Source organism: Pseudomonas sp. 3B-A001-10F, assembly GCF_056313565.1.
The window spans coordinates 453776-477198 of sequence record NZ_JBQYFW010000001.1 but is presented as its reverse complement, the minus strand read 5'-3'; the positions used below and the strand labels follow the sequence as shown (position 1 = coordinate 477198).

At 59.5% G+C, this 23423-nt stretch carries 18 protein-coding genes; 11 read left to right on the top strand and 7 right to left on the bottom strand.

Annotated features, from left to right (window positions below; translation table 11 throughout):
* Positions 1 to 125 precede the first annotated feature (125 nt).
* The gene (locus tag AC0ZWN_RS02270; protein ID WP_476333907.1) at positions 126 to 1490 is read left to right on the top strand and encodes an MFS transporter; all 1365 of its coding nucleotides are present in this window, start codon (positions 126 to 128) and stop codon (positions 1488 to 1490) included.
* 200 nt (positions 1491 to 1690) lie between these two features.
* Here AC0ZWN_RS02270 and AC0ZWN_RS02265 read toward each other — a convergent pair whose 3' ends face one another.
* Together AC0ZWN_RS02265 and AC0ZWN_RS02260 are read right to left on the bottom strand one after the other, a co-directional pair.
* On the bottom strand, positions 1691 to 2566 hold the full coding sequence (locus AC0ZWN_RS02265; protein WP_093437416.1) for a LysR substrate-binding domain-containing protein: 876 nt from the start codon (positions 2564 to 2566) through the stop codon (positions 1691 to 1693).
* Between the two features lie 207 nt (positions 2567 to 2773).
* Positions 2774 to 3952, bottom strand: a complete 1179-nt coding sequence (locus AC0ZWN_RS02260) for a hypothetical protein (protein WP_476333906.1) — start codon at positions 3950 to 3952, stop codon at positions 2774 to 2776.
* Between the two features lie 186 nt (positions 3953 to 4138).
* Between AC0ZWN_RS02260 and AC0ZWN_RS02255 the strand changes: the two genes are divergently transcribed.
* The 6 genes from AC0ZWN_RS02255 to AC0ZWN_RS02230 all read left to right on the top strand — a co-directional run bounded on the left by AC0ZWN_RS02255 (position 4139) and on the right by AC0ZWN_RS02230 (position 11836).
* A complete protein-coding gene (locus tag AC0ZWN_RS02255; RefSeq protein WP_476333904.1) occupies positions 4139 to 5071 on the top strand; it encodes a LysR substrate-binding domain-containing protein in 933 nt (310 codons plus the stop codon).
* A 234-nt stretch (positions 5072 to 5305) separates the two neighbouring features.
* Entirely contained in the window at positions 5306 to 6730 is a 1425-nt protein-coding gene (gene aldA, locus AC0ZWN_RS02250) for an aldehyde dehydrogenase (RefSeq protein WP_476333922.1), read from the top strand.
* An 82-nt stretch (positions 6731 to 6812) separates the two neighbouring features.
* Positions 6813 to 8132, top strand: coding sequence for an MFS transporter (locus AC0ZWN_RS02245; RefSeq protein WP_476333903.1), 1320 nt, complete (start codon positions 6813 to 6815; stop codon positions 8130 to 8132).
* Position 8133: 1 nt separating this feature from the next.
* The gene (locus AC0ZWN_RS02240) at positions 8134 to 9351 is read left to right on the top strand and encodes a mandelate racemase/muconate lactonizing enzyme family protein (protein ID WP_476333902.1); all 1218 of its coding nucleotides are present in this window, start codon (positions 8134 to 8136) and stop codon (positions 9349 to 9351) included.
* 163 nt (positions 9352 to 9514) lie between these two features.
* Entirely contained in the window at positions 9515 to 11128 is a 1614-nt protein-coding gene (locus tag AC0ZWN_RS02235) for a GMC family oxidoreductase (protein ID WP_476333901.1), read from the top strand.
* Between the two features lie 102 nt (positions 11129 to 11230).
* On the top strand, positions 11231 to 11836 hold the full coding sequence (locus AC0ZWN_RS02230; protein ID WP_320337059.1) for a DUF6338 family protein: 606 nt from the start codon (positions 11231 to 11233) through the stop codon (positions 11834 to 11836).
* Positions 11837 to 11954: 118 nt separating this feature from the next.
* Here the strand turns inward: AC0ZWN_RS02230 and AC0ZWN_RS02225 are convergent, their stop codons facing one another.
* Positions 11955 to 12875: a LysR family transcriptional regulator gene (locus AC0ZWN_RS02225; protein WP_320337058.1), complete on the bottom strand. Its 921-nt coding sequence runs from the start codon at positions 12873 to 12875 to the stop codon at positions 11955 to 11957.
* A 119-nt stretch (positions 12876 to 12994) separates the two neighbouring features.
* Between AC0ZWN_RS02225 and AC0ZWN_RS02220 the strand changes: the two genes are divergently transcribed.
* Together AC0ZWN_RS02220 and AC0ZWN_RS02215 are read left to right on the top strand one after the other, a co-directional pair.
* A complete protein-coding gene (locus tag AC0ZWN_RS02220; protein WP_093437454.1) occupies positions 12995 to 14362 on the top strand; it encodes an MFS transporter in 1368 nt (455 codons plus the stop codon).
* 30 nt (positions 14363 to 14392) lie between these two features.
* Positions 14393 to 15667 carry a glucarate dehydratase family protein gene (locus tag AC0ZWN_RS02215; RefSeq protein WP_099758726.1) on the top strand — a complete coding sequence of 425 codons (1275 nt, stop codon included), beginning with the start codon at positions 14393 to 14395 and terminating at the stop codon, positions 15665 to 15667.
* 111 nt (positions 15668 to 15778) lie between these two features.
* Here the strand turns inward: AC0ZWN_RS02215 and AC0ZWN_RS02210 are convergent, their stop codons facing one another.
* Positions 15779 to 16663 carry a LysR substrate-binding domain-containing protein gene (locus AC0ZWN_RS02210; RefSeq protein WP_476333900.1) on the bottom strand — a complete coding sequence of 295 codons (885 nt, stop codon included), beginning with the start codon at positions 16661 to 16663 and terminating at the stop codon, positions 15779 to 15781.
* 157 nt (positions 16664 to 16820) lie between these two features.
* On the opposite strand from AC0ZWN_RS02210, the gene ydiJ reads away from it, so the two are divergent.
* The gene (gene ydiJ / locus AC0ZWN_RS02205; protein ID WP_476333899.1) at positions 16821 to 19847 is read left to right on the top strand and encodes a D-2-hydroxyglutarate dehydrogenase YdiJ; all 3027 of its coding nucleotides are present in this window, start codon (positions 16821 to 16823) and stop codon (positions 19845 to 19847) included.
* Here the strand turns inward: ydiJ and AC0ZWN_RS02200 are convergent.
* Positions 19780 to 20469: a paraquat-inducible protein A gene (locus tag AC0ZWN_RS02200; protein ID WP_476333898.1), complete on the bottom strand. Its 690-nt coding sequence runs from the start codon at positions 20467 to 20469 to the stop codon at positions 19780 to 19782. The two genes, ydiJ and AC0ZWN_RS02200, sit on opposite strands and share 68 nt — an antisense overlap.
* Positions 20466 to 21062, bottom strand: coding sequence for a paraquat-inducible protein A (locus tag AC0ZWN_RS02195; RefSeq protein ID WP_093437478.1), 597 nt, complete (start codon positions 21060 to 21062; stop codon positions 20466 to 20468). The genes AC0ZWN_RS02200 and AC0ZWN_RS02195 overlap by 4 nt, the downstream gene beginning before the upstream one ends.
* A gap of 218 nt (positions 21063 to 21280) precedes the next feature.
* On the opposite strand from AC0ZWN_RS02195, the gene AC0ZWN_RS02190 reads away from it, so the two are divergent.
* Complete coding sequence (locus AC0ZWN_RS02190; protein WP_476333897.1) at positions 21281 to 22447, top strand: acetyltransferase domain-containing protein; 1167 nt, start codon at positions 21281 to 21283, stop codon at positions 22445 to 22447.
* Positions 22448 to 22451: 4 nt separating this feature from the next.
* On the opposite strand, the gene AC0ZWN_RS02185 is transcribed toward AC0ZWN_RS02190, so the two are convergent.
* Complete coding sequence (locus tag AC0ZWN_RS02185) at positions 22452 to 23342, bottom strand: LysR family transcriptional regulator (protein ID WP_150693563.1); 891 nt, start codon at positions 23340 to 23342, stop codon at positions 22452 to 22454.
* Positions 23343 to 23423 lie beyond the last annotated feature (81 nt).

Genomic DNA, 23423 nt, shown 5'->3' with positions numbered 1-23423 from the left:
AAGACGGTCTATCAGTGGAAAGTAATGTGACTGACATGCCGCCTTCGCGAGCAAGCTCGGCTCCCACAGAAAGCAAAAGCAAGAGCAATCGGTTTCTCCGTCAATAACAACAATTGGAGACGAACATGTCCGCTCAACCCATAAAAATCGATGACCTGCCGATCGGCCGGTTTCACATCAAGATCGCCGGCCTGACCTTCGGCGCGCACTTCACCGACGGCTACATTCTCGGCCTGATCGGTATCGCGTTCACCTTGCTCAGTCCGCAGATGCAGCTGGATGCGTTCTGGCAAGGCTTGATCGGCGCGTCGGCGTTGATCGGGCTGTTTCTCGGCAGTCTGTTTTTCGGCTGGATCTCCGACAAGGTCGGCCGCCAGAAAATCTTTCTGGTCAGTTTTGTGCTGATCACCGTGGCCTCGGTGATGCAGTTTTATGTCGAAACAGCGATGAGTCTGTTTCTCTGCCGGGTGCTGATCGGCATCGGCTTGGGCGGCGATTTCAGCGTCGGCCACGCGATGCTGGCCGAGTTCTCGCCGAAGAAACATCGCGGCGTTTTGCTCGGTTCTTTCAGCGTGATCTGGACCTTCGGTTACGTTGCCGCAACCTTCGTCGGCACGGCGATGCTCAGCCTTGGCGATGATGCCTGGCGCTGGATGCTGGCATCGTCGGCGATTCCGGCGGCATTGATCCTGATCGCGCGCATCGGCACGCCGGAATCGCCACGCTGGCTGGTCAATCAGGGACGCATCGCCGAGGCGCGGGCGATCGTCAAAAAACACTTGGGCGATAACGTCGAACTCGACGAAACCCGCTCTACGGAAACCCGTTCCGGGTATGCGGTGCTGTTCAGCCGTGAGTACCGCAAGCGCACCGCGTTCAACTGCCTGTTCTTCGTGTGCATCGTGATGCCGTACTTTGCGATCTACACGTTCCTGCCGTCGATTTTGCAGAAGATGGGCCTGGCCGAAGGATTTGGTACCGAGTTGATGTTGAATATGCTGCTGATCCTCGGCGCGCTGATCGGTATCTGGTGCACGATCAAATTCACCCGGCGTGGATTCCTCATCAACTCGTTCATCATTCTCGCGGCGGCGCTGTTTCTGCTGGCGGTGCTGCCGGGCAGTGCGGCGTGGCTGATGGTGCTGGTGTTTGGTCTGTTTACGTTGGTGTTGTCGGCGGTGAGCAATCTGGTCGGGGTGTTCCCGGCGGAGAGCTTTCCGACTGAGGTTCGCGCCAGCGGGATCGGCTTGGCGACGGCAGTCAGTCGTTTGGGTTCGGCCGTGAGTACGTTCCTGCTGCCGGTGAGTGTGGCCGGGATTGGTTTGAGCCCGACGATGGGCATTCTCGCGGCGATTCTGGCGATTGGCGCATGGCTGTCGTGGGCGTGGGCGCCGGAGACCAAATCGCTGACGTTGATTCAGGCGTGCAAGGCGCAGACCACGGTGGAGGGGAGTTCAATTGTGGTGAGCAAAGTCGCCACGCCGATTTGATGTGCAAGGCTTAAAACCTCCCCCTCACCCCAGCCCTCCCGAAACGTCGGACCGCCCCCAAGGGGCGAGGGGGAAAGTGGGGCGATCTATGTAGTATTCAAAATCTACGTTCGACTCGGTATCTCAGGTCGGCGTAGTTCGAATAATCACCTCGGTCAGTTCCCTCTCCCTCCGGGAGAGGGCTAGGGTGAGGGGCTCTTTCAGGGATTGCTCACCAGGCTCAGCCAATCGGTGAACAGCTTCACTTTCGACAGGCCTTGCTTGTCATTCGCCACATCCAGCCAATACCCATACGGGCCGATCACTTCAATCGGAGTGATCGGCACCAGGCTGCCGTTGGCCAACTCCTTCTCGATCATCTGCCGATCAATCACCGCCAGTCCGCCACCCGCCAGTGCGGTGTGAATCACCTGATCGAGCGTGCTGAATTCCAAGCCTTGTCCCGCATCGATATCCTCTCGCCCCATCGCCGCCAGCCAGTTCTCCCAGACCTTCAGGCGTTTGCCGTCATGCAGAATGTGCAACAACGGAAACTCGTGCAGGTCTGGCGCTTGATCGCCGTTAAACAGCTCCGGACTGGCCACCGCAATATGCCGTTCCATGACCAATAGCTGACTGGCGCAGTGCGTTGACGCGGCGAGGCCAAAACGAATGTGGCAATCGATGTCCGCGAGGCTGTCGTGACTGGCCTGATTGGTCACGCTGAGGCTGATGTCGGGGTAGCGCTGGCAGAACGCGCGCAGGTGTGGCGACAGCCAGCGCGTGGCCCAGGTCGGTGGGGCGAGTACGCGCAGGCGCTGGCGCAGATTGGGCACGCGTACCGCTTGCAGGGCGCGCTCCATATGATCGAAGGCTTCGGCCAGATGCGGTTTGAGATTGCTGCCGGCTTCGGTCAGCGAGAGGCCTTGCGGGGTGCGCACGAACAGCGCGACGCCGAGGTAGTCTTCGAGTTGTTTGATCTGGCGACTGACTGCGCCCTGGGTGACGTTAAGGCCGAGTGCGGCCTGGCTGAAGCTGCGATGACGCGCGACTTCTTCGAACACGCGCAGGGTGTTGAGGGAGGGCAGTTGACGCATGGAGGCAGAACCCCGGATCGAGCGTTTGGCTCGGTTTGTTTTTGTAGGTTTTGTTTGTAGGGGGTATCTGACTATTGCGCAGGGTTTGATGCAAGGGTTGTTTGTGCGGGCACCTTCGCGAGCAGGCTCGCTCCTACCCTGGAATGCATTCCAATGTGGGAGCGAGCCTGCTCGCGATAGCTATTTCATGAATTCGAACAATCTGGATCAGAAGTAGTAACCAACGTTCACATACACCTGGTTCTCCCACTGATCCAGCCCACCCGCAGCCAGACTCTGGGTGTAACTGCTGCCGCCAATGTACGGATCATTCCGGCCAAACAACCACTCGGCCGCGACCCACAATTTGCTCACCGAAAACGAGCTGCCGAGGATCATCCGCTCTGACGTCTTGTAGCCGCTGGCGGATTTGTCGAAGGCGCTGTAGTTGGCGTAAAGCTTGACCCCGCTGACCTGATCAAAGAGGTATTTGCCTCCGACGTCATAGCTCAGGTCGGCCACGTACAGATTGCCGCGACTGGCGACGTTGTAGGTGCCGTCGTAGCCGCCGAGGGTGACCACTTCATCACTGCCGGGATTGCGCGGCGACATCTGTTGCCGCGCCGCTTGCAGTTGCACGCCCCATGGGCCGTTCTTGCCCAGATAGTGAATGGCCACTGCGTTGCGCCGGCCATCGTTGTGGGTGTCGCGGTTCTGCAGGCTGGAAGTCAGGCCGGAGACACCGACCTCGGACTTCCACGGACCCAGATCGAGTGCCTTGGCCACGCGCAGCACCACGGTGTTGCGTTCCTGGTTGTCGCTGCCATCGGCGACATAGCTGTCGGCCTCGGAGACGATGCTGGAGTAGCTCACGCCATTGCTGGTGCCTTTGCCTTGCCACGCCGGGCGCAGGTAGTAACCGGCCTGGACGTTCCAGTCGCCACTTTGCTGGATGTACTTGGCGCCGACCTGTTGCACGTCTTCGAGGCCGATAACGTTGCCAAGGGTTTCGTAGAAGGTGCTGCCGAAGTACGGCTGCAAGCCGAACGGCACGGTGTTCAGGCCGACCTGCACTTGCTGATCGGGATTGAATTTGTAGCCGACCCACGCGAACTTGGCGAACTGGATGTCGCCGTAGTTTTTCGTGTACTGGTAGGGATACGAACGACCGTAAAAGCGGTACTGCGCTTCACCGATCCAGCTGTCGGAATTGTACTTGGCACTGAGGAATACCGTGTCGAGACCGAACTTCTGAATGTCGCGATCCGGGTCCAGGTCCCAGCGCGCACGAATGGCGCCGCCCAGATCAAGATTGTCGGTGACCTGCACAGCCATCGCCGGAGCGGTAATGCTGCAGAACAGGACGATGGACGTGGTGCGCAAGCGAAAGGAAGCAGAGAAGGGCATGGAGCGGCTCTCGATTGTTTTTATTAGAGATGCCGCGCAGTTTTGCCATCCGCTGGTGGTTGAACAAACGATAAAAACGGTGAGTAAACCTGCATCGAATGCATGTTACTCGGAAATTCCTGTAGGACAGTCCGGCACAGTCGTGGGATGCTTTGTGCCCTGTCAGTGGTTTTCGAGTGCCTTGATATGAAACGCAAAATGCCCGGCCTGAACGCACTCAAAGCGTTCGAGGTGGCCGGCAGCACCGGTAGTTTTACCCGCGCCGCCGAGTTGCTCAATGTCACCCAAAGCGCCGTCAGCCGGCAGGTGCGGCAATTGGAGGAACAGCTCGGCGAGAGTTTGCTGGAGCGCCGCCATCACCATTTGGAGCTGACCGGTGCCGGCAAGATTCTCCTGCGGGCATTGCACCAGTCATTCGACAAGATCGAGCTGACAGTGCGCAGTATTCAGCAGAAAACCCACTCCAACCGCTTGCACATCAACGCACCGCCCACCTTTACCAGCCGCTGGTTGATGCCGCGTCTGGGCCGTTTGCGCGAACAGCATCCGGAGCTGGAATTGAGCATCACCACGCGCTTGCAGGACAGCCTCGCGGAAACCAGCACGCTTGATTGTGCGATCCGTTTTGGCGACGGCGAGTGGGACGGTCTCGACAGTTCATTGTTGATTCAGGAGCGCCATATCGCCGTGTGCGCCCCCTCTCTGTATGCCCGTGAAATTGGCGAGTCGGGCATTGATCTCAATCGCCTGACGTTGTTGCACGTATTGGCCAAGGAGGATCAGCGTTATCTGACCTGGAAACATTGGCTCGATGCGGCGCGGATCACCGGCGTGGATACCCAGGGCGGCTACGAGTTCGATCTGCTCGATCTGGCGATTCGGGCGGCGACCGATGGTCTGGGCATTACCATAGCCGACTGGCACATGGTCGCTGCGGAACTGGCCAGCGGGCAGTTGACGCAAGTGCTGAATGTGCATGTGGAGGGGCACCAGTCGTATTGGCTGGTGACCCGGCCGGAGCAGACCGAGATGCCGCAGTTGCAGGTTTTTTCGCAATGGCTGCAAGAGGAAATCTGGCTGGCGCAGCGCCAGTTAGAGCCCTCGACCGCTGCTATCTGAATCAGCCCAGATTCCCTTGTAGGAGTGAGCCTGCTCGCGATGGCGGTGTATCAGCGAAAAATAGGTGGCTGACACACCGCCATCGCGAGCGGGCTCACTCCTACAGGGGATTTGTGCCGATACGGGGGTAACCTGCATTTTTCGAATGTTTAACCGCCCGATAAATCGTTTGTTCAACCCGCCATCGATGACAAGACTGGTGGCATTGATAAAAACAAACGATGGGCGATGCACATGCGAACCGAGCGAAATTTTGTTAACGGCCAATTTATCGAGCCTGCCAGCGCGGCGCTGATCGCGGTCTACAACCCTGCCACCGAAGCGTTGCTCGGCCATGTGTCGGGTGCCACCGCCGAAGAAGCCACCGCGGCGGTCGATGCGGCGGCAGCGGCACAAAAGGTCTGGGGCAAACTCACCAGCATCGAGCGCGCCGAACATCTGCGAGCCTTGGCCGCCGCCCTTGAAGATCGCGCTGAAACCATCGGTGCCGCACTGGCCGCCGAATCCGGCAAAAGCGTCAGCGATGCCAGCAACGAAGCCCGTTACGCCGCGCAGATCACTCGTTACCACGCAGAGTGGGCGCGCCGTATCGAAGGCGAAATCATCCCCAGCGACAGCCCTGACGAAAACCTGTTTCTGCACCGCGAGCCGATCGGCGTGGTTGCCTGCCTGATCCCGTTCAACTACCCGGTTTACACGTTGCTGCGCAAAATCGCCCCGGCGCTGATCGCCGGTAACACTGTGGTGGTGCGCCCGAGCAACAACACGCCGACTTCGGCATTTGAAATTGCCAAAGCGGTGCAGCAATCGGGCATGCCGGCCGGTGTGATCAACATCCTGACCATGGATCACGCCACGGCAGCGGCCGTTTGCACCCATAAAGCCGTGGGCCTTATTACCCTGACCGGCAGCGTCAACGCCGGGCGCATCGTTCTCGATTATTGCAAGGCAAACATCGCCAAACCTTCGCTGGAACTGGGTGGCAAGACCCCGGCGATCATCGAAGCGGATGCCGACCTGGAAGCGGCCGCGACAGCAATCATCGCGTCGAAAACCACGCATTGCGGCCAGTTGTGCACGGCGGTAGAGCGTGTCTATGTGCAGGAAAGTGTCTACGACCGGTTCCTCGCACTGCTCAAGGCCAAAATCGCTGAAGTGAAATTCGGCGACCGCGCCACCGACGCCAACCTGATGGGACCGCTGGTCAACGCCAGTTCGCAGCGGAACATCCATGCTTTGGTCGAGCGCGCCATCGCTGCCGGCGCGACGCTCGAAAGCGGTGGCGTGCTGCCGCAAGGCCCGGGGCATTTCTACCCGCCGACGCTGCTCAGCGGTTGCCGTCAGGACATGGAAATCGTTCAGGAAGAAATCTTCGGCCCGGTGCTGCCGGTACTCAAATACCGCGACATCGACGAAGCGCTGGCCATGGCCAACGATCATCAGTTCGGTCTGTCGTCGGTGCTCTACACCGAGAACTACCGCACCGCACAGAAAGTCGCCAACGCCATCGAGGCCGGCGAGTTGTACGTCAATCGCACCCCGGCCGACCCGTATCAGGGCTACCACGCCGGCTGGAAACGCTCGGGCCTGGGCGGCGATGACGGCAAGCACGGCATGCTCGAATTCACCCAGACCCGACTCGTGGTCATGAAGTACTGATCCACCGCAACACGCCTCACGCTGCACCTATAAAAACAATTATCAGGGGCGCCCGGAGCACGGGTCGCCCGAGGTCACTTCAATGTCCAAGCATGCATCCTCTGCTGCCGCTGTTCAGGGTTCCACGTCGGCTGTGAAAAGCCAGAGCGACAAGGGAAGTCGCTATTTCCAATTGATGTTGCTGGTGCTCGCCGCCGGCGCAATCTATCCGATTCTCTATCTTCGTCAGGTCTATCAAACGACCATGCTCGAGGTGTTCCAGATCAACCACAGCGAGCTGGGTTATTTGTACTCGATGCTCGGCACGATTTTTCTGCTCAGCTACCTACCTAGCGGTTGGCTGGCCGACCGCGTTGCGCCGCGCTTTCTGATTTTCTTCTCGCTGGTGGCTACCGGTGCTCTGGGCCTTTGGTACTCGACGGCACCGTCGATGAACGGGCTGATGATCATCTTCGGTTGCTGGGGGGTGACCACCGGTTTGACCTTTTGGGCCTCGGTGCTCAAGCGCGTGAAGATGATTGCTCATCACACGGAACAGGGCCGGTTCTTCGGGATTCTCGACGGTGGTCGCGGGCTGGTTGAGGCGTTGCTGGCGACGGTCGCGCTGGGTCTGTTCGCGTTTGCCACGGAGACCCGGGGCGAGTCGACCGCCGAAGGCTTCAAACACGTGGTTTATCTGTATGCCTTCACCTGTATCGCCATCGGCTGCTTGCTGGTGCTGATCAAGGACCCGAAGTCGATGGAAGACACGCCCGCGGTGGAGAAGGGCAAGTTCAATCTGCTCAGCGATCTGGGCACGCTGGTGAAGATCCCGGAGCTGTGGCTGGTAACCGCCATCGTGTTCTGCGGGTATCACATCTTCTGGGCGACCTACAGTTTCTCCGATTACTTGCAAGGCAGCGGCATGACGGCGGTCATGGCCGGCACCATCACCACTATCAAGTTGTGGATGCGCCCGATCGGCGGCATCGGTGGCGGCTGGCTGGGCGACAGGTTCTCGAATATCTCGGTGCTGATCGTCGCGCTGCTGCTGGCCAGTCTGGCCATCGTCGGGCTTATCGTATTTCCGGGACTTAACAGTATGGGGCTGCTGATCGGCACGGTGATTTTCATCGGCCTGATGACTTACGCGATTCGTGGTCTGTACTGGGCGATTCTCGACAGCTGCAACATTCCGCTGCGCATCACCGGTCTGGCCATCGGTATCGTCTCGGTGGTCGGTTACATGCCGGATGCCTTTATCCCGCTGATCAACGGCTACCTCACCGAGCACTTTCCCGGCGCCCTCGGCTACAAGCTCTACTTCGGCTACATCGCGACTATCGGTCTGATCGGCACCCTCGCTGCCGTGACCTTGCGTGCCCGAATCAATCGTCAATCTTCGAAAAAAGCAGGTGCCTGAGATGAAAATCATCGCCCTTGAAACCCATATCGTTGCCGTACCGCCACCGCACATCGGCGGCATGTACTGGCTGTTCGTCAAGCTGAAGACCGATTGTGGCATTGAAGGTGTCGGCGAGATCTACGCCGCGACCTTCGGCCCGAAAGCCATGTTGCCGATCATTGAGGACGTGTTCGAACGTTACCTGCTCAATCACGATCCGCACCACATCGAGCGCTTCTTTCGCCAGGCGTATTCCAGCGGATTCACCCAGCGTCCCGATCTGACCATGATGGGCGTGGTCAGCGGTCTGGAGATGGCCTGCTGGGACATCATCGGCAAAGCCGCGAACAAACCGGTTTACGAGTTGCTCGGCGGCAAGGTCAATGAACGTCTGCGTTCCTACACCTACCTGTACCCCATCAACAGCCGTGGCGAGTACGACTACGACGACCCGGATCTGGCCGCCGAGTGCGCGATAGAGAACATGAACAAGGGCTTCACCGCCGTGAAGTTTGATCCGGCCGGCCCTTACACCGCGTACTCCGGGCACCAGATTTCGCTGGAAGTGCTGGAGCGATGCGAAACCTTCTGCCGCAAGATTCGCGAAGCAGTCGGCGACAAGTGCGACCTGCTCTTCGGTACCCACGGGCAGATGGTGCCCTCGTCGGCAATCCGCCTGGCCAAGCGTCTGGAGAAATACGACCCGCTGTGGTTCGAAGAGCCAGTGCCGCCGGGCCAGGAAGAGGCCATGGCGCAGGTCGCGGCGAAGACCAGCATCCCGATCGCCACTGGCGAGCGCCTGACCACCAAGTACGAATTCTTCAAGCTGTTGCAGGCTGGCGGCGCGTCGATTCTGCAGATGAACGTGGCGCGCTGCGGCGGTCTGCTCGAAGCCAAGAAGATCGCCAGCATGGCCGAAGCCTACTACGCGCAAATCGCCCCGCACTTGTACAACGGGCCGATTGGCGCGGCGGCGAGTTTCCAGTTGGCAACCTGTACGCCGAATTTCCTGATTCAGGAAAGCATCGAGACGTGGGGTGGCTTCCACGCGCAAGTGCTGACCAAACCGTTGCAGTGGGAGGACGGCTACATCATTCCGTCCACCGAGCCGGGCCTGGGGGTTGAGCTGAACATGGACGTGGTGCGCAAGCATTCGCCGTACACCGGCGAGCGTTTGCACCTGCAGATGGCGCCGACCCCGGTGGACGTGAAAGACAACTCACCAGCTCGCGGCTGACACAGGCTTTGATTGCCAGGCCAGTCCCCTGTGGGCGTGAGCTCGCTCGCGAACCGACGGGGTGTCAGGCAATGAAAATGCGAGCTGACAGGCAGTCTTCGCGAGCAAGCTCGCTCCCACAAGGGCGGCGAATTTTGTACAACGACTTACGCGGTAACCGTGCATGACATACGACTACATCATCGCTGGCGCCGGCGCCGCTGGCTGCGTGCTGGCCAACCGGCTCTCGGCCTCGGGCCAATACACCGTGCTGTTGCTGGAAGCGGGCGGCAAGGACAGTTCCCTGTGGTTCAAGATTCCGGTCGGCTTCGCCAAAATGTATTACAACCCGACCTTCAACTGGATGTATTACAGCCAGCCACAGAAACAACTGAGCAACCGCGAAATCTACGCACCGCGCGGCAAGGTGCAGGGCGGCTCCGGCTCGATCAACGCGATGATCTACGTGCGCGGCCAGGCTCATGATTTTGATGATTGGGCCGCCAATGGCAACGACGGCTGGGGCTTCAAGGACGTGTTGCCGTACTTCCGCAAACTGGAAAATCATCCACTGGGTGACAGCGAATATCACGGTGGCAGCGGCCCGATCAGTATTACGCCGATGAAGGGCCAGACCCATCCGATCTGCGATGTGTTTCTTGAGGGCTGCTCGGAACTCGGCTATCCGCGCAGTGAAGATTTCAACGGAGCGAAGTTCGAAGGGGCGGGTCTCTACGACGTCAACACCAAGAACGGTCAGCGCTGCTCCAGCAGCTTCGCGCATCTGCATCCAGCACTGAAGCGGCCGAACCTGACGGTCGAGCACTTCGCGCTGGTGGATCGGGTGTTGTTTGATGACGCGCAACAACATGCGACCGGGATCTCGATTACTCAGCATGGCGTAGTACGAACCTTTACCGCACGCAAGGAAGTGATCTTGTGTGCAGGTGCCGTCGACACACCGAAGATCCTGCAACTGTCCGGCGTGGCGGATCGTGAGCTTCTGGCCAAACATCAGATTCCCTTGGTCAAACACCTGCCGGCAGTCGGGAAGAACCTGCAGGATCACCTGTGCGCCAGCTATTACTACAAGGCCAATATCCCGACGCTCAACGATGAACTGAGTTCGCTGTTCGGTCAGTTCAAACTCGGCGTGAAATACCTGCTGACGCGCAAGGGCGCCTTGGCCATGAGCGTCAATCAGGCCGGTGGTTTTTTCCGTGGCGACGCGCAGCAGAATCACCCGAACCTGCAGCTGTATTTCAACCCGCTGTCGTACCAGATCCCGAAAAACAACAAGGCCAGCCTCAAGCCTGAGCCATATTCCGGCTTTCTGCTGTGCTTCAATCCGTGCCGACCGACCAGCCGTGGGCATATCGAAATCGCCTCGAAAAATCCCCGGGATGCGGCGCTGATCGATCCGAATTACCTGAGCACGCAAAAGGATATCGACGAGGTGATTCAAGGCAGTCGCCTGATGCGCAAGATCATGAATGCGCCGGCGCTAAAATCCATTACCGTTGACGAAGTTTTGCCTGGGCCGGCGGTAGAAACAGACGAACAGATGTTGCAGTACTTCCGTGATAACTGTGGCTCGATCTATCACCTCTGCGGTTCGTGCGCGATGGGCGCTGACGAGCAGACGTCGGTGGTCGACAAGCGGCTGAAGGTGCACGGTTTCCAAGGGCTGCGGATTGTTGATGCGTCGATCTTTCCGAACGTGACATCGGGCAATACTCACGCGGCGGTGTTGATGGTGGCGGAGAAGGGCGCGGATCTGATTTTGCAGGATGCGTAATGAGTGGTGACAGTTGCGCATGAGGGTTTTCAGCCGTGTGCACTAGGCTTTTGAGGGGCGGTCGATAGTCAGATCGGCCGGTCTTTCAAGGAGCCTCGGATCATGGATGATCTGGTCAAAGAAGTAATTCCGCTGTTGCAGTACCTGATTCCCGGTTTTTTGTCGGCGTGGATTTTTTATTCGCTGACGGCTTTCAAACGACCCGATACGTTTGGGCAGATTGTGCAGGCGTTGATTTTTACGTTTGTGATTCAGGGCGCGGTATTGGGGATTGGCACTCTGTGTCTTTGGGTGGGTTCGAAAGGATTTTCTGTAGGGAAGTGGGATGCTCGGGCCGAGGCTTTGTGGGCCTTTATTGTTTCAGTATATCTCGGCGGCCTTTCCTGTTACTTGGCTTCAAATGGGGTGTTGCATGCGTCGCTACGCAAACGAAATCTGACGCGGAAAAACTCCCATCCCAGCGAGTGGTACAGCGCTTTTGAGGGGCACGATCGCCTTGTTACTTTGCATCTGAGTGATGAGCGGCGATTGTTTGGCTGGCCGCTGGAGTGGCCCACCGGACCATCGGAAGGACAGTTCATCGTGTTAAATCCCCACTGGCTTGGTGATGATGGCTTGGCGCTCCCTTTTGGCGCCGAATTATTGGTGATAGATTCCTCGAAAGTTCAGTGGGTCGAATTCAGTTCCGTCAAGGAGGATTTATTATGAGTGCAAAAGAACCAACCCCAATTCCACCTCACATCGCGCGCTTATTTGTAGGCCCAGACGGTAAGCCATTGGCAAAACCCCTGGTTAAAGGACCCAGTGCGCCTCCACCGCCAAAGCGCTAATCAGCGTCGCCAGTCACTTGGCCCCACCCCTCAGCCACCGCCCGGCGAATCGCTTCCAGCAACATCGCAAACGCCGGGTTGTCGTTGTTCTCCCGCCAGATCAGATGCAGCTCGCTCTGCACCCCTTCGCCCAGATCGATATCGCGAAATACCACATTCTTGAACACCACACTGGTGGCGCAGCGCGGTACCAGCGCCAGGCCCATGCCCGCATTCACCAGTGCCAGAATCGTCAGTGATGAACCCAGCCACTGCACGTAATCCGGTGCAACCCGGGCCGAGCGCAGCATGCCGGTCAGCAGTTCATTGAACGGCGGATACGCGGCATGGGAGTACATCAGGAACGGTTGTTTATCCAGATCACTGACCGCCACTTCAGCCGCCGACGCCAATGGGTGTCCGCTCGGCACCGCCAGTACAAACGGTTCGCGCACCAGGCATTCAGTCGCGTAGCCAGGCTCCAATAGCGGCGCACGGGCGATGCCCAGATCAATGCGTCGTGCGCGCAGGGCTTCGTGCTGCTGGTAAGTGTTCATTTCCGACAGATCAATTTTCACCTGCGGTTGTTTCAGGCGCGCCTCGGCAATCACCTTAGGCAGAAATTCATACACCGCGCTGCCGACAAAACTGATGTTCACCGTACCGATGTCGCCCTCGGCAAATCGCCGGGCAGTGACGGCTGCTTGCTGTGCGCGCTCCAGCAGGTTCTGTGCTTCGACGAAGAACGCCCGACCGGCAGCCGTTAGCGCGACGCTGCGAGTGCTGCGGGTAAACAGTTCGACGCCGAGGTGATGCTCAAGCAACTGAATCTGCCGGCTCAGCGGCGGCTGCGTCATGTTCAGTCGCTCGGCAGCGCGGCGAAAGTTGAGTTCGGTGGCGACCGTGGTGAAGCAGCGCAGTTGAGTCAGTTCGAACATTGATCTAATCCGGGTATCAATCGAATGCCAAGTTAGATTAGACGGGATCAATGATCGCCGTCCATGATCGACCCATCGCTTTACGCCATCCCTAAAAAAACAAGATCGGGAGTCGCCCCTTGAAAACCCTCCAGAGTCCGCTGGACGTCACGGTGCTTGCCCGTGCCGCCGCCAAGGTCAAGCGCCACGTGCTGCCGCTGTTCGTGGTGATGTTCATCGTCAACTACATCGATCGGGTCAACATCGGTTTTGTGCGCAGTCACATGGAAACCGACCTCGGCATCGGTGCGGCGGCTTACGGCCTCGGTGCCGGTTTGTTCTTTGTTGGCTACGCGCTGTTCGAAGTGCCGTCCAACATGCTCCTGCAACGGTACGGCGCACGGGTCTGGCTGACGCGGATCATGTTCACCTGGGGCGCGGCCGCCATGGCCATGGCGTTCGTTAGAGGTGAAACCAGTTTCTATGTGCTGCGCTTTATTCTCGGCGCGGCCGAAGCAGGGTTCTTTCCGGGGATCATTTATTACTTCACCCAATGGCTGCCAGCCTCCGAGCGCGGCAAGACCATGGCGGTGTTTCTCAGCGGTTCGGCGATTGCCTCGGTGATCTCCGGCCCGGTGTCCGGTGCGTTGCTGCATATCAGTGGCCTGGGTTTGCATGGCTGGCAGTGGATGTTCCTGATCGAGGGTGCCGCATCGGTGGTGCTCTGCGCATTTGTCTGGTTCTGGCTGCAATCGCATCCGCGTCAGGCCAAGTGGCTGAGCGAAGAGGAACGCGAAGCGCTGGTGGCGGCAATTGCCGAAGAGCAGCGCGCTCGTGAGGCGGTGCAAGTGGCCAAACCGTCGATGTTCAAGTTGTTGGCGGATCGGCAGATTGCGCTGTTCTGTTTCATCTACTTCTCCATTGCCCTGACCATTTACGGCGCGACGTTCTGGCTGCCGAGCATGATCAAGAAGATGGGCAACCTCGGTGACTTCCAGGTCGGCCTGCTCAATTCGATTCCGTGGATCATTTCGATTGTTGCCATGTACGGTTTTGCGGCGATGGCCGGCAAGTGGAAGTTTCAGCAAGCCTGGGTCGCGCTGACGCTGGTGATCGCGGCGATCGGCATGTTCATGTCGACCACTGGCGGGCCGATCTTCGCCTTCGTTGCCATCTGTTTCGCCGCCATCGGCTTCAAGGCTGCGTCGGCGTTGTTCTGGCCGATTCCGCAAAGCTATCTGGATGCGCGTATCGCCGCTGCGGTGATCGCCCTGATCAACTCCATCGGCAACCTCGGCGGCTTCGTTGCACCGACGGCGTTCGGCATCCTCGAAGAAACCACTGGCTCCATCGAGGGCGGTCTTTATGGCCTGGCGGCGACGTCACTGGTCGCTGCAGTGGTGATCTTCTTTGCTCGCACGGCCCCGGGTGCCAAGGGTAAAACTCCGGCAAAGCCCCATGACGAGACCGCCGTTGTCGCGACGGCCAGACCGGCCGCGAGCCATTGAATTGATTGTTGATCTGTCAGGAGCGTTATCTTGAAAATCACCCGTGTCACCGTGACTCCGATTGCCTTCCGCGATCCGCCGCTGCTCAACGCCAGCGGCATCCACGAACCCTTTGCCCTGCGCTCGATCATCGAGATCGAAAGCGATAACGGCTACATCGGCCTCGGCGAAAGCTATGGCGATGCCCCGGCGCTGGCGATCCAGCAGCAGTTGCAGGCGCAGTTGATCGGCCTCGACCCATTCAACCTCAACCAGTTGCGCGCGATCGTGCAGGCCACCGTTGCCGCGAACAAACCTGCAAGCATTGCTGGTGCCGAACTGGCGCCCGGTTCTCATGCCAGCAAAGCGGTGAGCAATGCTTATTCGGCGTTCGAAGTGGCGTTCCTCGACTTGCAGGCGCATTACCTCAATGTGCCGCTGGTGGATCTGCTCGGCGGTGCCATTCGCGATGAAGTGCCGTTCAGCGCCTACCTGTTCTTCAAGTATGCGCAGCATGTTGATTCGCCGTACAAACCGGACAATTGGGGCGAGGCGCTCAGCGAGCAGCAGATCGTCGCCCAAGCCGCGCGGATGATCGAGGCGTACGGTTTCAAGAGCATCAAGCTCAAGGCCGGCACCTTGCCGCCGGAGCATGAGGTGGCGTGCATCAAAGCGTTGAAAAAGGCTTTTCCCGGTTACCCGTTGCGCATCGATCCGAACGGCAACTGGTCGCTGGAAACCTCGATTCGCATGGCCGAGTTGCTCGGCGATGATTTGCAGTATTACGAAGACCCGACCCCGGGCCTCGACGGCATGGCCGAACTGCACAAGCGTACTGGTCTGCCGCTGGCGACCAATATGGTGGTCACCGATTTCGACGAGTTCCGTCGCAGCGTTGCGCAGAACAGTGTGCAGATCGTGCTTGCCGATCACCATTACTGGGGTGGCCTGCGCGACACGCAGACGCTGGCGAAGATGTGCGATGTGTTCGGTCTCGGTGTGTCGATGCATTCCAATTCACACCTGGGTATCAGCCTGATGGCGATGGCGCATGTCGCGGCGGCGGTGCCGAATCTGGATTACGCCTGCGACACCCATTACCCGTGGCAGGAGCCGGATGAGGAGGTGATCAAGGGTGGCAAACTGCCGATTGTCGATGGTTGCGTGAAGATCACCCGAGCGCCGGGGCTTGGGCTGGAGCTGGACCGGGATCAGTTGGGCAAGCTGCATGATCAGTACCTGACGTGCGGGATTCGTCAGCGCGATGATGTGCGGCAGATGCAGCGCTACAAGCCGGACTGGAGGGCGGTAAAGCCGAGATTTTGATGTCGTGCTCGCTGGCCTCTTCGCGAGCAAGCTCGCTCCCACATTTGATCTGTGGCGTTCACAAATCCTTTGTGGGAGCGAGCTTGCTCGCGAAGGGGGCGACTCATTCTTTCAGAGTGTATGCACCAGCCAATCCCGAAACGCTTTCAGCGACGGCAAATTCTCATTTCGTGGCGGATACACCAGGTAATAGCTGCGGCGACTGGTAATCGCCTCACCCAGCTGCAGCAGCTCACCCTTCAACAACTCATCCTCAACCAGAATTCGCGGCACCAACCCCACACCAATATTGGCCCGCACTGCCTGAATCAAGTGCGAAGTCATTTCAAAGCTCGGCCCGATACGCATGCTGCGGTGCGGCAGACCTTGATGGCTGAACCACTCCGCCCACGCCTGGGCATTGCTGCTGACATTGAGCAGCAGTTGCCCGGCGATGTGTTGTTCGGCGTCGTCGCGTTCGGCGACGGACAACTGCGCACTGGCGATCACCACCAGTTCTTCGGTATGCAGGGGCAGGGCGGTCAATGCCGGCCAGTCACCACCGCCAACGCAGATTGCCGCATCGATTTCGCTGGTATCGAAGTCGATCGCTTCGATCCGCGAATGCAAATGCACGGTCATGCCCGGGTGCGCGGTGTAGAAATCCTTCAGGCGCGGCAGCAACCATTTCGAGCCGAAAGTCGGCAGCGTTGCCAGGCGCAAGCTGTGAATGCCCGAACCAAACGCCATGGCCTGCAACGTCGCGCTGCGAATCTGCCCAAGCGCTTCAGCAAGTTCGCGCTGATACATGCGTCCGACATCGGTCAGCACCACTTGCCGGCCTTCGCGCGTGAACAGGCGCATGCCGAGCATTTTCTCGAGAATCTGCACCTGACGGCTGACCGCACTCTGCGTCAGCGACAGTTCATGAGCGGCGCGGGTGTAGCTTTCGTGGCGTGCGGCGGCCTCGAAAGCCAGCAATAACGACATGGAAGGCGTGAGCGTGCGCGGATTCATTCGTAAAAGTCATCAATAGCGGGTCGAATTTACGGTTGTCCCGGCGTTCACCAGCAATGAACATGGGCACCATGAGATGGCGGAGCCTGACGCAATCATTCGTTGCGTACAACTGTTCACCGCCACGCGGCCCGATTTGACCGAGATAACCTGACCGATGATTGCCCAGCTGTCCCCCGCCAAAGCCCTGACCAGCGATTACCAGCAGTTCCTCAAAGCCCTGAAAGCCAGCGGCTTTCGCGGTGAAATCAGCGCCGATTACGCCAGCCGCGTGGTACTGGCGACTGACAATTCGATCTATCAGCGCCTGCCGCAAGCGGCGGTGTTTCCGATGGACGCTGAGGACGTGGCGCGGGTGGCGCGGTTGATCGCCGAACCGGCCTATCAGCAAGTGGTGATCACCCCGCGCGGTGGCGGCACCGGCACCAACGGCCAATCGCTGACGGACGGCATCGTCGTCGATCTGTCGCGGCACATGAACCGCATTCTGGAAATCAACGTCGAGCAGCGCTGGGTGCGGGTGCAGGCCGGGGTGGTCAAGGATCAGCTCAACGCCGCGCTGAAATCCGCCGGGCTGTTTTTCGCCCCGGAATTGTCGACCTCCAACCGCGCCACCGTCGGCGGCATGATCAACACCGATGCCAGTGGTCAGGGCAGTTGCACCTATGGCAAGACCCGCGACCATGTGCTCGAACTCGACATGATCTTGCGCGGCGGTGAGCGCCTGCACGGGCAGCCTCTTGCGGAAAGCGAACTCGAAGCCCTGTGCGCCCGCGAAGATCGCGTCGGTGAAGTCTACCGTTGCGCCCGGCAGATCATTGATGAGCAGGGCGAGCTGATCAAACAGCGTTTCCCCGATCTCAACCGTTGCCTGACCGGTTATGACCTCGCACACCTGCGTGAGGCGGACAATCGCTTCAACCTCAACAGCGTGCTGTGCGGTGCCGAAGGCTCGCTGGGATTTGTCGTCGAAGCGCGGCTGAACGTACTGCCGATTCCCAAACACACGATGCTGGTGAACATCCGCTACGCCGGGTTCATGGACGCACTGCGCGACGCCCGCGCCTTGATGGCGCTCAAACCCTTGTCGATCGAAACCGTTGACTCGAAAGTCTTGCTGCTGGCGATGCAGGACATCGTCTGGCACGGCGTCGCCGAGTATTTCCCGGAAAGCGCCGAGCGGCCGACCCTGGGCATCAATCTGGTGGAGTTCTGCGGCGACGATCCGGAGGATTTGCAGCACCGGGTCGAGGCGTTTGTCGAGCACTTGAGCAGCGACCGTACTGTCGAGCGTTTGGGCCACACGCTGGCGGTCGGGCACGCTGCGGTAAACAAGGTCTACGGCATGCGCAAACGCGCGGTAGGCCTGCTCGGCAACGTTGCCGGTGAAGCGCGGCCGCAGCCGTTTGTGGAAGACACCGCGGTACCGCCGCAGCACTTGGCCGAGTACATCGCTGAATTGCGCGACCTGCTCGACAGCCACGGTTTGCAATACGGCATGTTCGGTCACGTCGATGCAGGCGTGCTGCACGTGCGGCCGATCCTCGACATGAAAGATCCGCAGCAAGCGGCGCTGGTGCGTCCGGTGTCCGATGGTGTCGCCGCGCTGACCCAGCGTTACGGTGGCCTTCTGTGGGGCGAGCACGGCAAAGGCTTGCGCTCGGAATATGCGCCGGCCTTCTTCGGTGAACTCTACCCGGCGCTGCAAGCCTTGAAGGCCGCGTTCGACCCGTTCAATCAGTTCAACCCCGGCAAAATCGCCACCCCGGCCAACACTGGCGCTGCGCTGCTGAAAATCGACGAAGTGACTTTGCGCGGTGAACTCGATCGACAGATCGACGAAAAGGTCTGGCAGAGCTACGGCGCGGCCATGCACTGCAACGGCAACGGCGCCTGCTACAACTTTGACCCCGACGACGCCATGTGCCCGTCGTGGAAAGCCACCCGCGAGCGCGCTCAGTCGCCCAAGGGCCGTGCCTCGTTGATCCGCGAGTGGCTGCGTTTGCAGGGCGAGGCGGGCGTTGACGTATTGTCCGAGGCGATTCGCAAGCCGGCGTTTTTCAGCACGTTGTGGCAGCGCTGGCGCAACAGTCGTGCGCAGGCCGAAGACTTTTCCCACGAAGTCTACGACGCCATGGCCGGTTGCCTGGCGTGCAAATCCTGCGCGGGGCAGTGCCCGGTCAAGGTCAATGTGCCGGAGTTTCGTTCGCGTTTTCTTGAGCTGTATCACAGCCGTTATCTGCGCCCGGCGCGGGATTACCTGATCGCCTCGCTGGAATACAGCATCCCGTACATGGCACGGATTCCGGCGCTGTACAACGGGTTGATGGGCGCTGCATTTGTTCGCAGCCTGTTGGAACGGGTCGGTGGCATGATCGATGTGCCGTTGCTCAGTCGCTTTGATTTTCATGCGGCGATGCGCCGTTGGCAGGTGCAGCCAGCGACGGTGTCGACCTTGTCGGCGCTGACCCCGGCGCAACGCGAGCGCAGTGTGGTCATCGTGCAGGATGCCTTCACGCGTTACTTCGAAGCGCCGTTGCTGGCGGATCTGGTCGAGCTGATTTCGCGTCTGGGTTATCAGGTGTATCTCGCGCCGTTCAGCGCCAACGGCAAGCCATTGCATGTGCAAGGCTTCCTCTCGGCGTTCAACCGCGCGGCGCTGCGCAATGCCCGGCAGTTGCGTGATTTGGCGGACATTGGTGTGCCGTTGCTGGGCCTCGATCCGGCGATGACGCTGGTGTATCGCCAGGAATACCTGAAAGTCCCCGGCATGGAGCAATGCCCGGAGGTGGCGCTGGTGCAGGAATGGTTGCTCAAGGTCATGCCAGAGCAGGCGGCGCAGGATAAAACCGCCTCGTTCCGACTGCTCGCCCATTGCACCGAGAAAACCAACGCCCCGGCCGCGACTCGGCAGTGGGAACAGGTGTTCGAGCGCGCAGGGTTAAAACTGGCCACGCAAGCCACCGGTTGCTGCGGCATGTCCGGGACCTACGGCCACGAAGCGCGCAACCGCGAAACCTCAGCGGTGATCTACGAGCAGTCGTGGGCCCGTCAGGTGGCGGCGCCGGCAGAGCAGGGTGAAGCGTTGGCCACGGGGTATTCCTGCCGCAGTCAGGTCAAGCGCCAGTCGGATCAGGCACTGCGCCATCCGTTGCAGGTGTTGCTGACGGCTCTGCGTCGCTGAGTGGTTCATCGTCCGGAGCGTTGTCCCAGATCAGCCGAGGGTCGAAGCTCATTGCCGAGAGCATGGTCAGCACCACGACCATGCCGAAGAACAGGATGCCCGGTCGCGGTTCGATATCGCCCAGTGTCTGGAACTTCACCAACGCTGCGACCAGTGCGACCACCAGCACATCGAGCATTGACCAGTAGCCGATCAGCTCGACGAAGCGGAACATTTTCGAGCGCTCCCGGCGTGCCCAGCTACTGTCGCGTTGCACAGTGATCAACAACAGCGACAGGGCGACGAACTTGACGCCCGGCACGGCGATACTGGCGATGAAGATGATCAGTGCGATGTCCCACGCGCCATGCTGCCAGAACTCCAGCACGCCGCTCATGATCGTGCTGTCAGACCCGCTGCCAAGCATGGTGGTGTTCATCACCGGCAGCAGATTGGCCGGCACGTAAAACGCCAGCGCCGCGAGCATGTAGGCCCAGGTGCGCGCCAGTGAATTGGTCTTGCGCCGGTGCAGCGGCGCGTCGCAACGTGGGCACTCGTGCGGCTCGTCGGTCATGTCGCAAGCCAAGCCACAGCTGTGGCACAGGCACAGGTTGAGTTCGCTGGCAGTCGCGGGTCGGTTCATGGAATATCCCATAGGTCGCGGATATCGCGGCCGGCAATCCTGATCATCATCAAACTCAGCACGGCCAATGCGAACAGGCCGATGCCGGGCAACACGTCGAGCAATCCCGCCAGTTTGAACACCGCGACCATCGCCCCCAGCAGGCACACTTCGAGCATGCTCCACGGCCGCAGGGTTTCCAGCCAGCGCATGCACAACTTGAACCCCGGTGCGCGTCGCGATGACAGCGCGAAGCTAAGCACCCAGGTCAGCAGGACCAGTTGAAATGCCGGGGCAATAATGATCGAAATTGCCGCGACCATCGCTATGAAGGTGATCGGCCCCTGACTCAGCGCCAGCACAGAATCCCACAGCGTCGCACTGTTTTTCAGGCCTTTGAGGCTGATGCTCATCACCGGATAGAAATTGGCAAACAGCCACAGCATCGCCGCCGTGAAGGTCAGGGCCAGGCGCTGTTCGACGGTCAAACCGTTGAAGCGCTGGAGCACGCCGCCACAACGCACGCACGAGGTTTTCTGGTGTTTGGCCAGCACGGCTTTTTCGTACACGCAGTCGCAGTGCTCGCAAATGATCAGGTGTTCGGTGTTGACCATGGACAACGCTCGACAACAGGCCGCAAGGGCAGGGGGACCTGATCACTATAGAAGCCTGAGGCTATTGGGCAACCTGGACGGTGTGATCGGCTGCGGTTTTCTGAGAATTGCTATCGATTGGGCTTTGGATTTTGCTTTTTAGTGTTATAAGGTAACGCAACATTTTCAGGGCAGTCCTTGTCGGCGCCCGCTGTTAACCCTTCGATTGCGAAACGCTCATGACAATTGCGCTCCCCCATTCTGCCTCGCCCACTGGCCGGCTGCTGTCCATTGACGCCCTCAGAGGCCTGGTCATTCTGTTCATGCTGCTGGACCACGTGCGCGAAACTTTTTTGCTGCACCGCCAGGTCGCCGACCCGATGGACATTGCCAGCACTGAACCGGCGTTGTTTTTCAGTCGCACGCTGGCGCATCTGTGTGCGCCAGTGTTCGTGCTGCTGACGGGATTGTCGGCGTGGTTGTTCGGCGAAAAGTACGCAGGCAAGGCCGATGTCAGTGCGTTTCTGTTCAAACGCGGTCTGTTTCTGGTGGTGCTGGAGTTCACGCTGGTGAACTTCGCGTGGACCTTCCAACTGCCACCGAGTGTGATTTATCTGCAAGTGATCTGGGCGATCGGCTTGAGCATGATCGCCCTGTCGCTGCTGGTGTGGCTGCCGCGCTGGCTGTTGCTGACGTTGAGCCTGACGATCATCGCCGGACACAACCTGCTCGACGCGGTGTATTTCCCGGTGGAGTCGGCGCTGCATGTGCCGTGGGCGATTTTGCATGATCGTGGCTGGATCGAAGTCAGTGAAAATCTGCGCCTGCGCACCTCCTATCCGTTACTGCCGTGGATCGGTGTGATCGGTCTGGGTTATGCGCTCGGGCCGTGGTTTGCTCGTGGCGTTGAAGCGGGTTTGCGTCAGTGGCAACTGCTGATCGCGGGGAGCGCAGGACTGCTGGGCTTTGTCGGACTGCGGCTGATCAACGGCTATGGCGAGAAATCGTGGGCCGTGGGCGATACGTCGGTGCAAACCTTGATGAGCTTTTTCAACATCACCAAGTACCCGCCGTCGTTGCTGTTTATCGCGCTGACCGTGAGCGCTGGGTTGTTACTGCTATTGGGATTCGAACGCTTGCAGGAGCGTCGCTGGATTCGTTGGCTGACGGTGTTCGGTTCGGCGCCGATGTTTTTCTATCTGCTGCATCTGTACGCGTTGAAGGTGTTGTACCTGATCGGTGTGGCCCTGTTCGGGCTGAATCAGGGCAGCTATTTCGGCTTTTCGTCGGTGGCGGCGATCTGGCTGGCGGCAGCGCTTCTGTCGATTGCGCTGTACCCGGCCGTGCGTTGGTTTTCGGCGTTGAAGGCTCGTCGCCGTGACATCGCTTGGCTGAAGTACTTGTAAGCTCCTAGCGCCGGTTGCGCACGAAATCGATAAACGCTTTGAGCGGTGCCGGCACATGACGCCGGCTCGGGTAGTACAAGTGCAGACCCGGATAGAACGGGCACCAGTCTCCCAGCACTTGCAGCAGACGCCCGCTGGCCAAGTGTTCGCTGACCATGTCTTCGAACACATAGGCCAGGCCCAGCCCTTGCAGCGCGGGCCCGACCATCAGGCTGACATCGCCGAGGGTCAACGGGCCGTTGACTTCGATTTCCTGGGCGATGCCGCCGCGTTCGAGTTCCCAGCGGTACATCGAGCCGCTGGGAAAGCGGTGGCGGATGCACGGCAGTCCGTGCAGGTCCTCAGGCTTTTGCGGTGCCGCGTGGCGTGCAAAAAAGGCTGGCGATCCGACCACCACCGAACGCATTGTCGGGCCGATCGGCAGCGACACCATGTCGGCTTCCAGACGATTGCCGAAGCGCACGCCGGCATCAAAACCGTTGGCGACGATATCCAGCAGCGCATCGCTCTCGACCACTTCCAGACGGATGTCTGGATAGGCCAGCAAAAACTCGCTGGCAATCGGCAGCAGCACCAGTTCACAGGCTTGCCGTCCGCAGGTGATGCGCAGGTTGCCCGAGGGTTTATCGCGGAAATGGTTGAGGTCTTCCAGGGCATCGTCGATGTCGCGAAACGCCGGTTTCAACCGCGCGTACAGGCGCTCGCCAGCCTCGGTCAACGCCACGCTGCGCGTAGTGCGATTGAACAGCCGCACGCCAAGGCGATTTTCCAGCGCTTTCACCGAATGGCTCAGGGCCGAGGGCGTGAGGCCGAGTTCGATGGCCGCTTTGCTGAAGTTCAAGTGCTGCGCTGTGTACAGAAAGACCGACAGATCTGCTGCCGAAGGTGATTTCATCTGTGAATGCCTTTCACAAAGTCATGCAAAATTGCTGGGATTATCACATCAGTAACACGGCCTTAAAGTCGCATCAACTCA

What these genes read in the sequence shown, in the direction of transcription:
- AC0ZWN_RS02270 (WP_476333907.1), top strand. Translation starts at nt 126, where the DNA reads ATGTCCGCTCAACCCATAAAAATCGATGACCTGCCGATCGGCCGGTTT.
- AC0ZWN_RS02265 (WP_093437416.1), bottom strand. Translation starts at nt 2,566, where the DNA reads ATGCGTCAACTGCCCTCCCTCAACACCCTGCGCGTGTTCGAAGAAGTC.
- AC0ZWN_RS02260 (WP_476333906.1), bottom strand. Translation starts at nt 3,952, where the DNA reads ATGCCCTTCTCTGCTTCCTTTCGCTTGCGCACCACGTCCATCGTCCTG.
- AC0ZWN_RS02255 (WP_476333904.1), top strand. Translation starts at nt 4,139, where the DNA reads ATGAAACGCAAAATGCCCGGCCTGAACGCACTCAAAGCGTTCGAGGTG.
- aldA (WP_476333922.1), top strand. Translation starts at nt 5,306, where the DNA reads ATGCGAACCGAGCGAAATTTTGTTAACGGCCAATTTATCGAGCCTGCC.
- AC0ZWN_RS02245 (WP_476333903.1), top strand. Translation starts at nt 6,813, where the DNA reads ATGTCCAAGCATGCATCCTCTGCTGCCGCTGTTCAGGGTTCCACGTCG.
- AC0ZWN_RS02240 (WP_476333902.1), top strand. Translation starts at nt 8,134, where the DNA reads ATGAAAATCATCGCCCTTGAAACCCATATCGTTGCCGTACCGCCACCG.
- AC0ZWN_RS02235 (WP_476333901.1), top strand. Translation starts at nt 9,515, where the DNA reads ATGACATACGACTACATCATCGCTGGCGCCGGCGCCGCTGGCTGCGTG.
- AC0ZWN_RS02230 (WP_320337059.1), top strand. Translation starts at nt 11,231, where the DNA reads ATGGATGATCTGGTCAAAGAAGTAATTCCGCTGTTGCAGTACCTGATT.
- AC0ZWN_RS02225 (WP_320337058.1), bottom strand. Translation starts at nt 12,875, where the DNA reads ATGTTCGAACTGACTCAACTGCGCTGCTTCACCACGGTCGCCACCGAA.
- AC0ZWN_RS02210 (WP_476333900.1), bottom strand. Translation starts at nt 16,663, where the DNA reads ATGAATCCGCGCACGCTCACGCCTTCCATGTCGTTATTGCTGGCTTTC.
- ydiJ (WP_476333899.1), top strand. Translation starts at nt 16,821, where the DNA reads ATGATTGCCCAGCTGTCCCCCGCCAAAGCCCTGACCAGCGATTACCAG.
- AC0ZWN_RS02200 (WP_476333898.1), bottom strand. Translation starts at nt 20,469, where the DNA reads ATGAACCGACCCGCGACTGCCAGCGAACTCAACCTGTGCCTGTGCCAC.
- AC0ZWN_RS02195 (WP_093437478.1), bottom strand. Translation starts at nt 21,062, where the DNA reads ATGGTCAACACCGAACACCTGATCATTTGCGAGCACTGCGACTGCGTG.
- AC0ZWN_RS02190 (WP_476333897.1), top strand. Translation starts at nt 21,281, where the DNA reads ATGACAATTGCGCTCCCCCATTCTGCCTCGCCCACTGGCCGGCTGCTG.
- AC0ZWN_RS02185 (WP_150693563.1), bottom strand. Translation starts at nt 23,342, where the DNA reads ATGAAATCACCTTCGGCAGCAGATCTGTCGGTCTTTCTGTACACAGCG.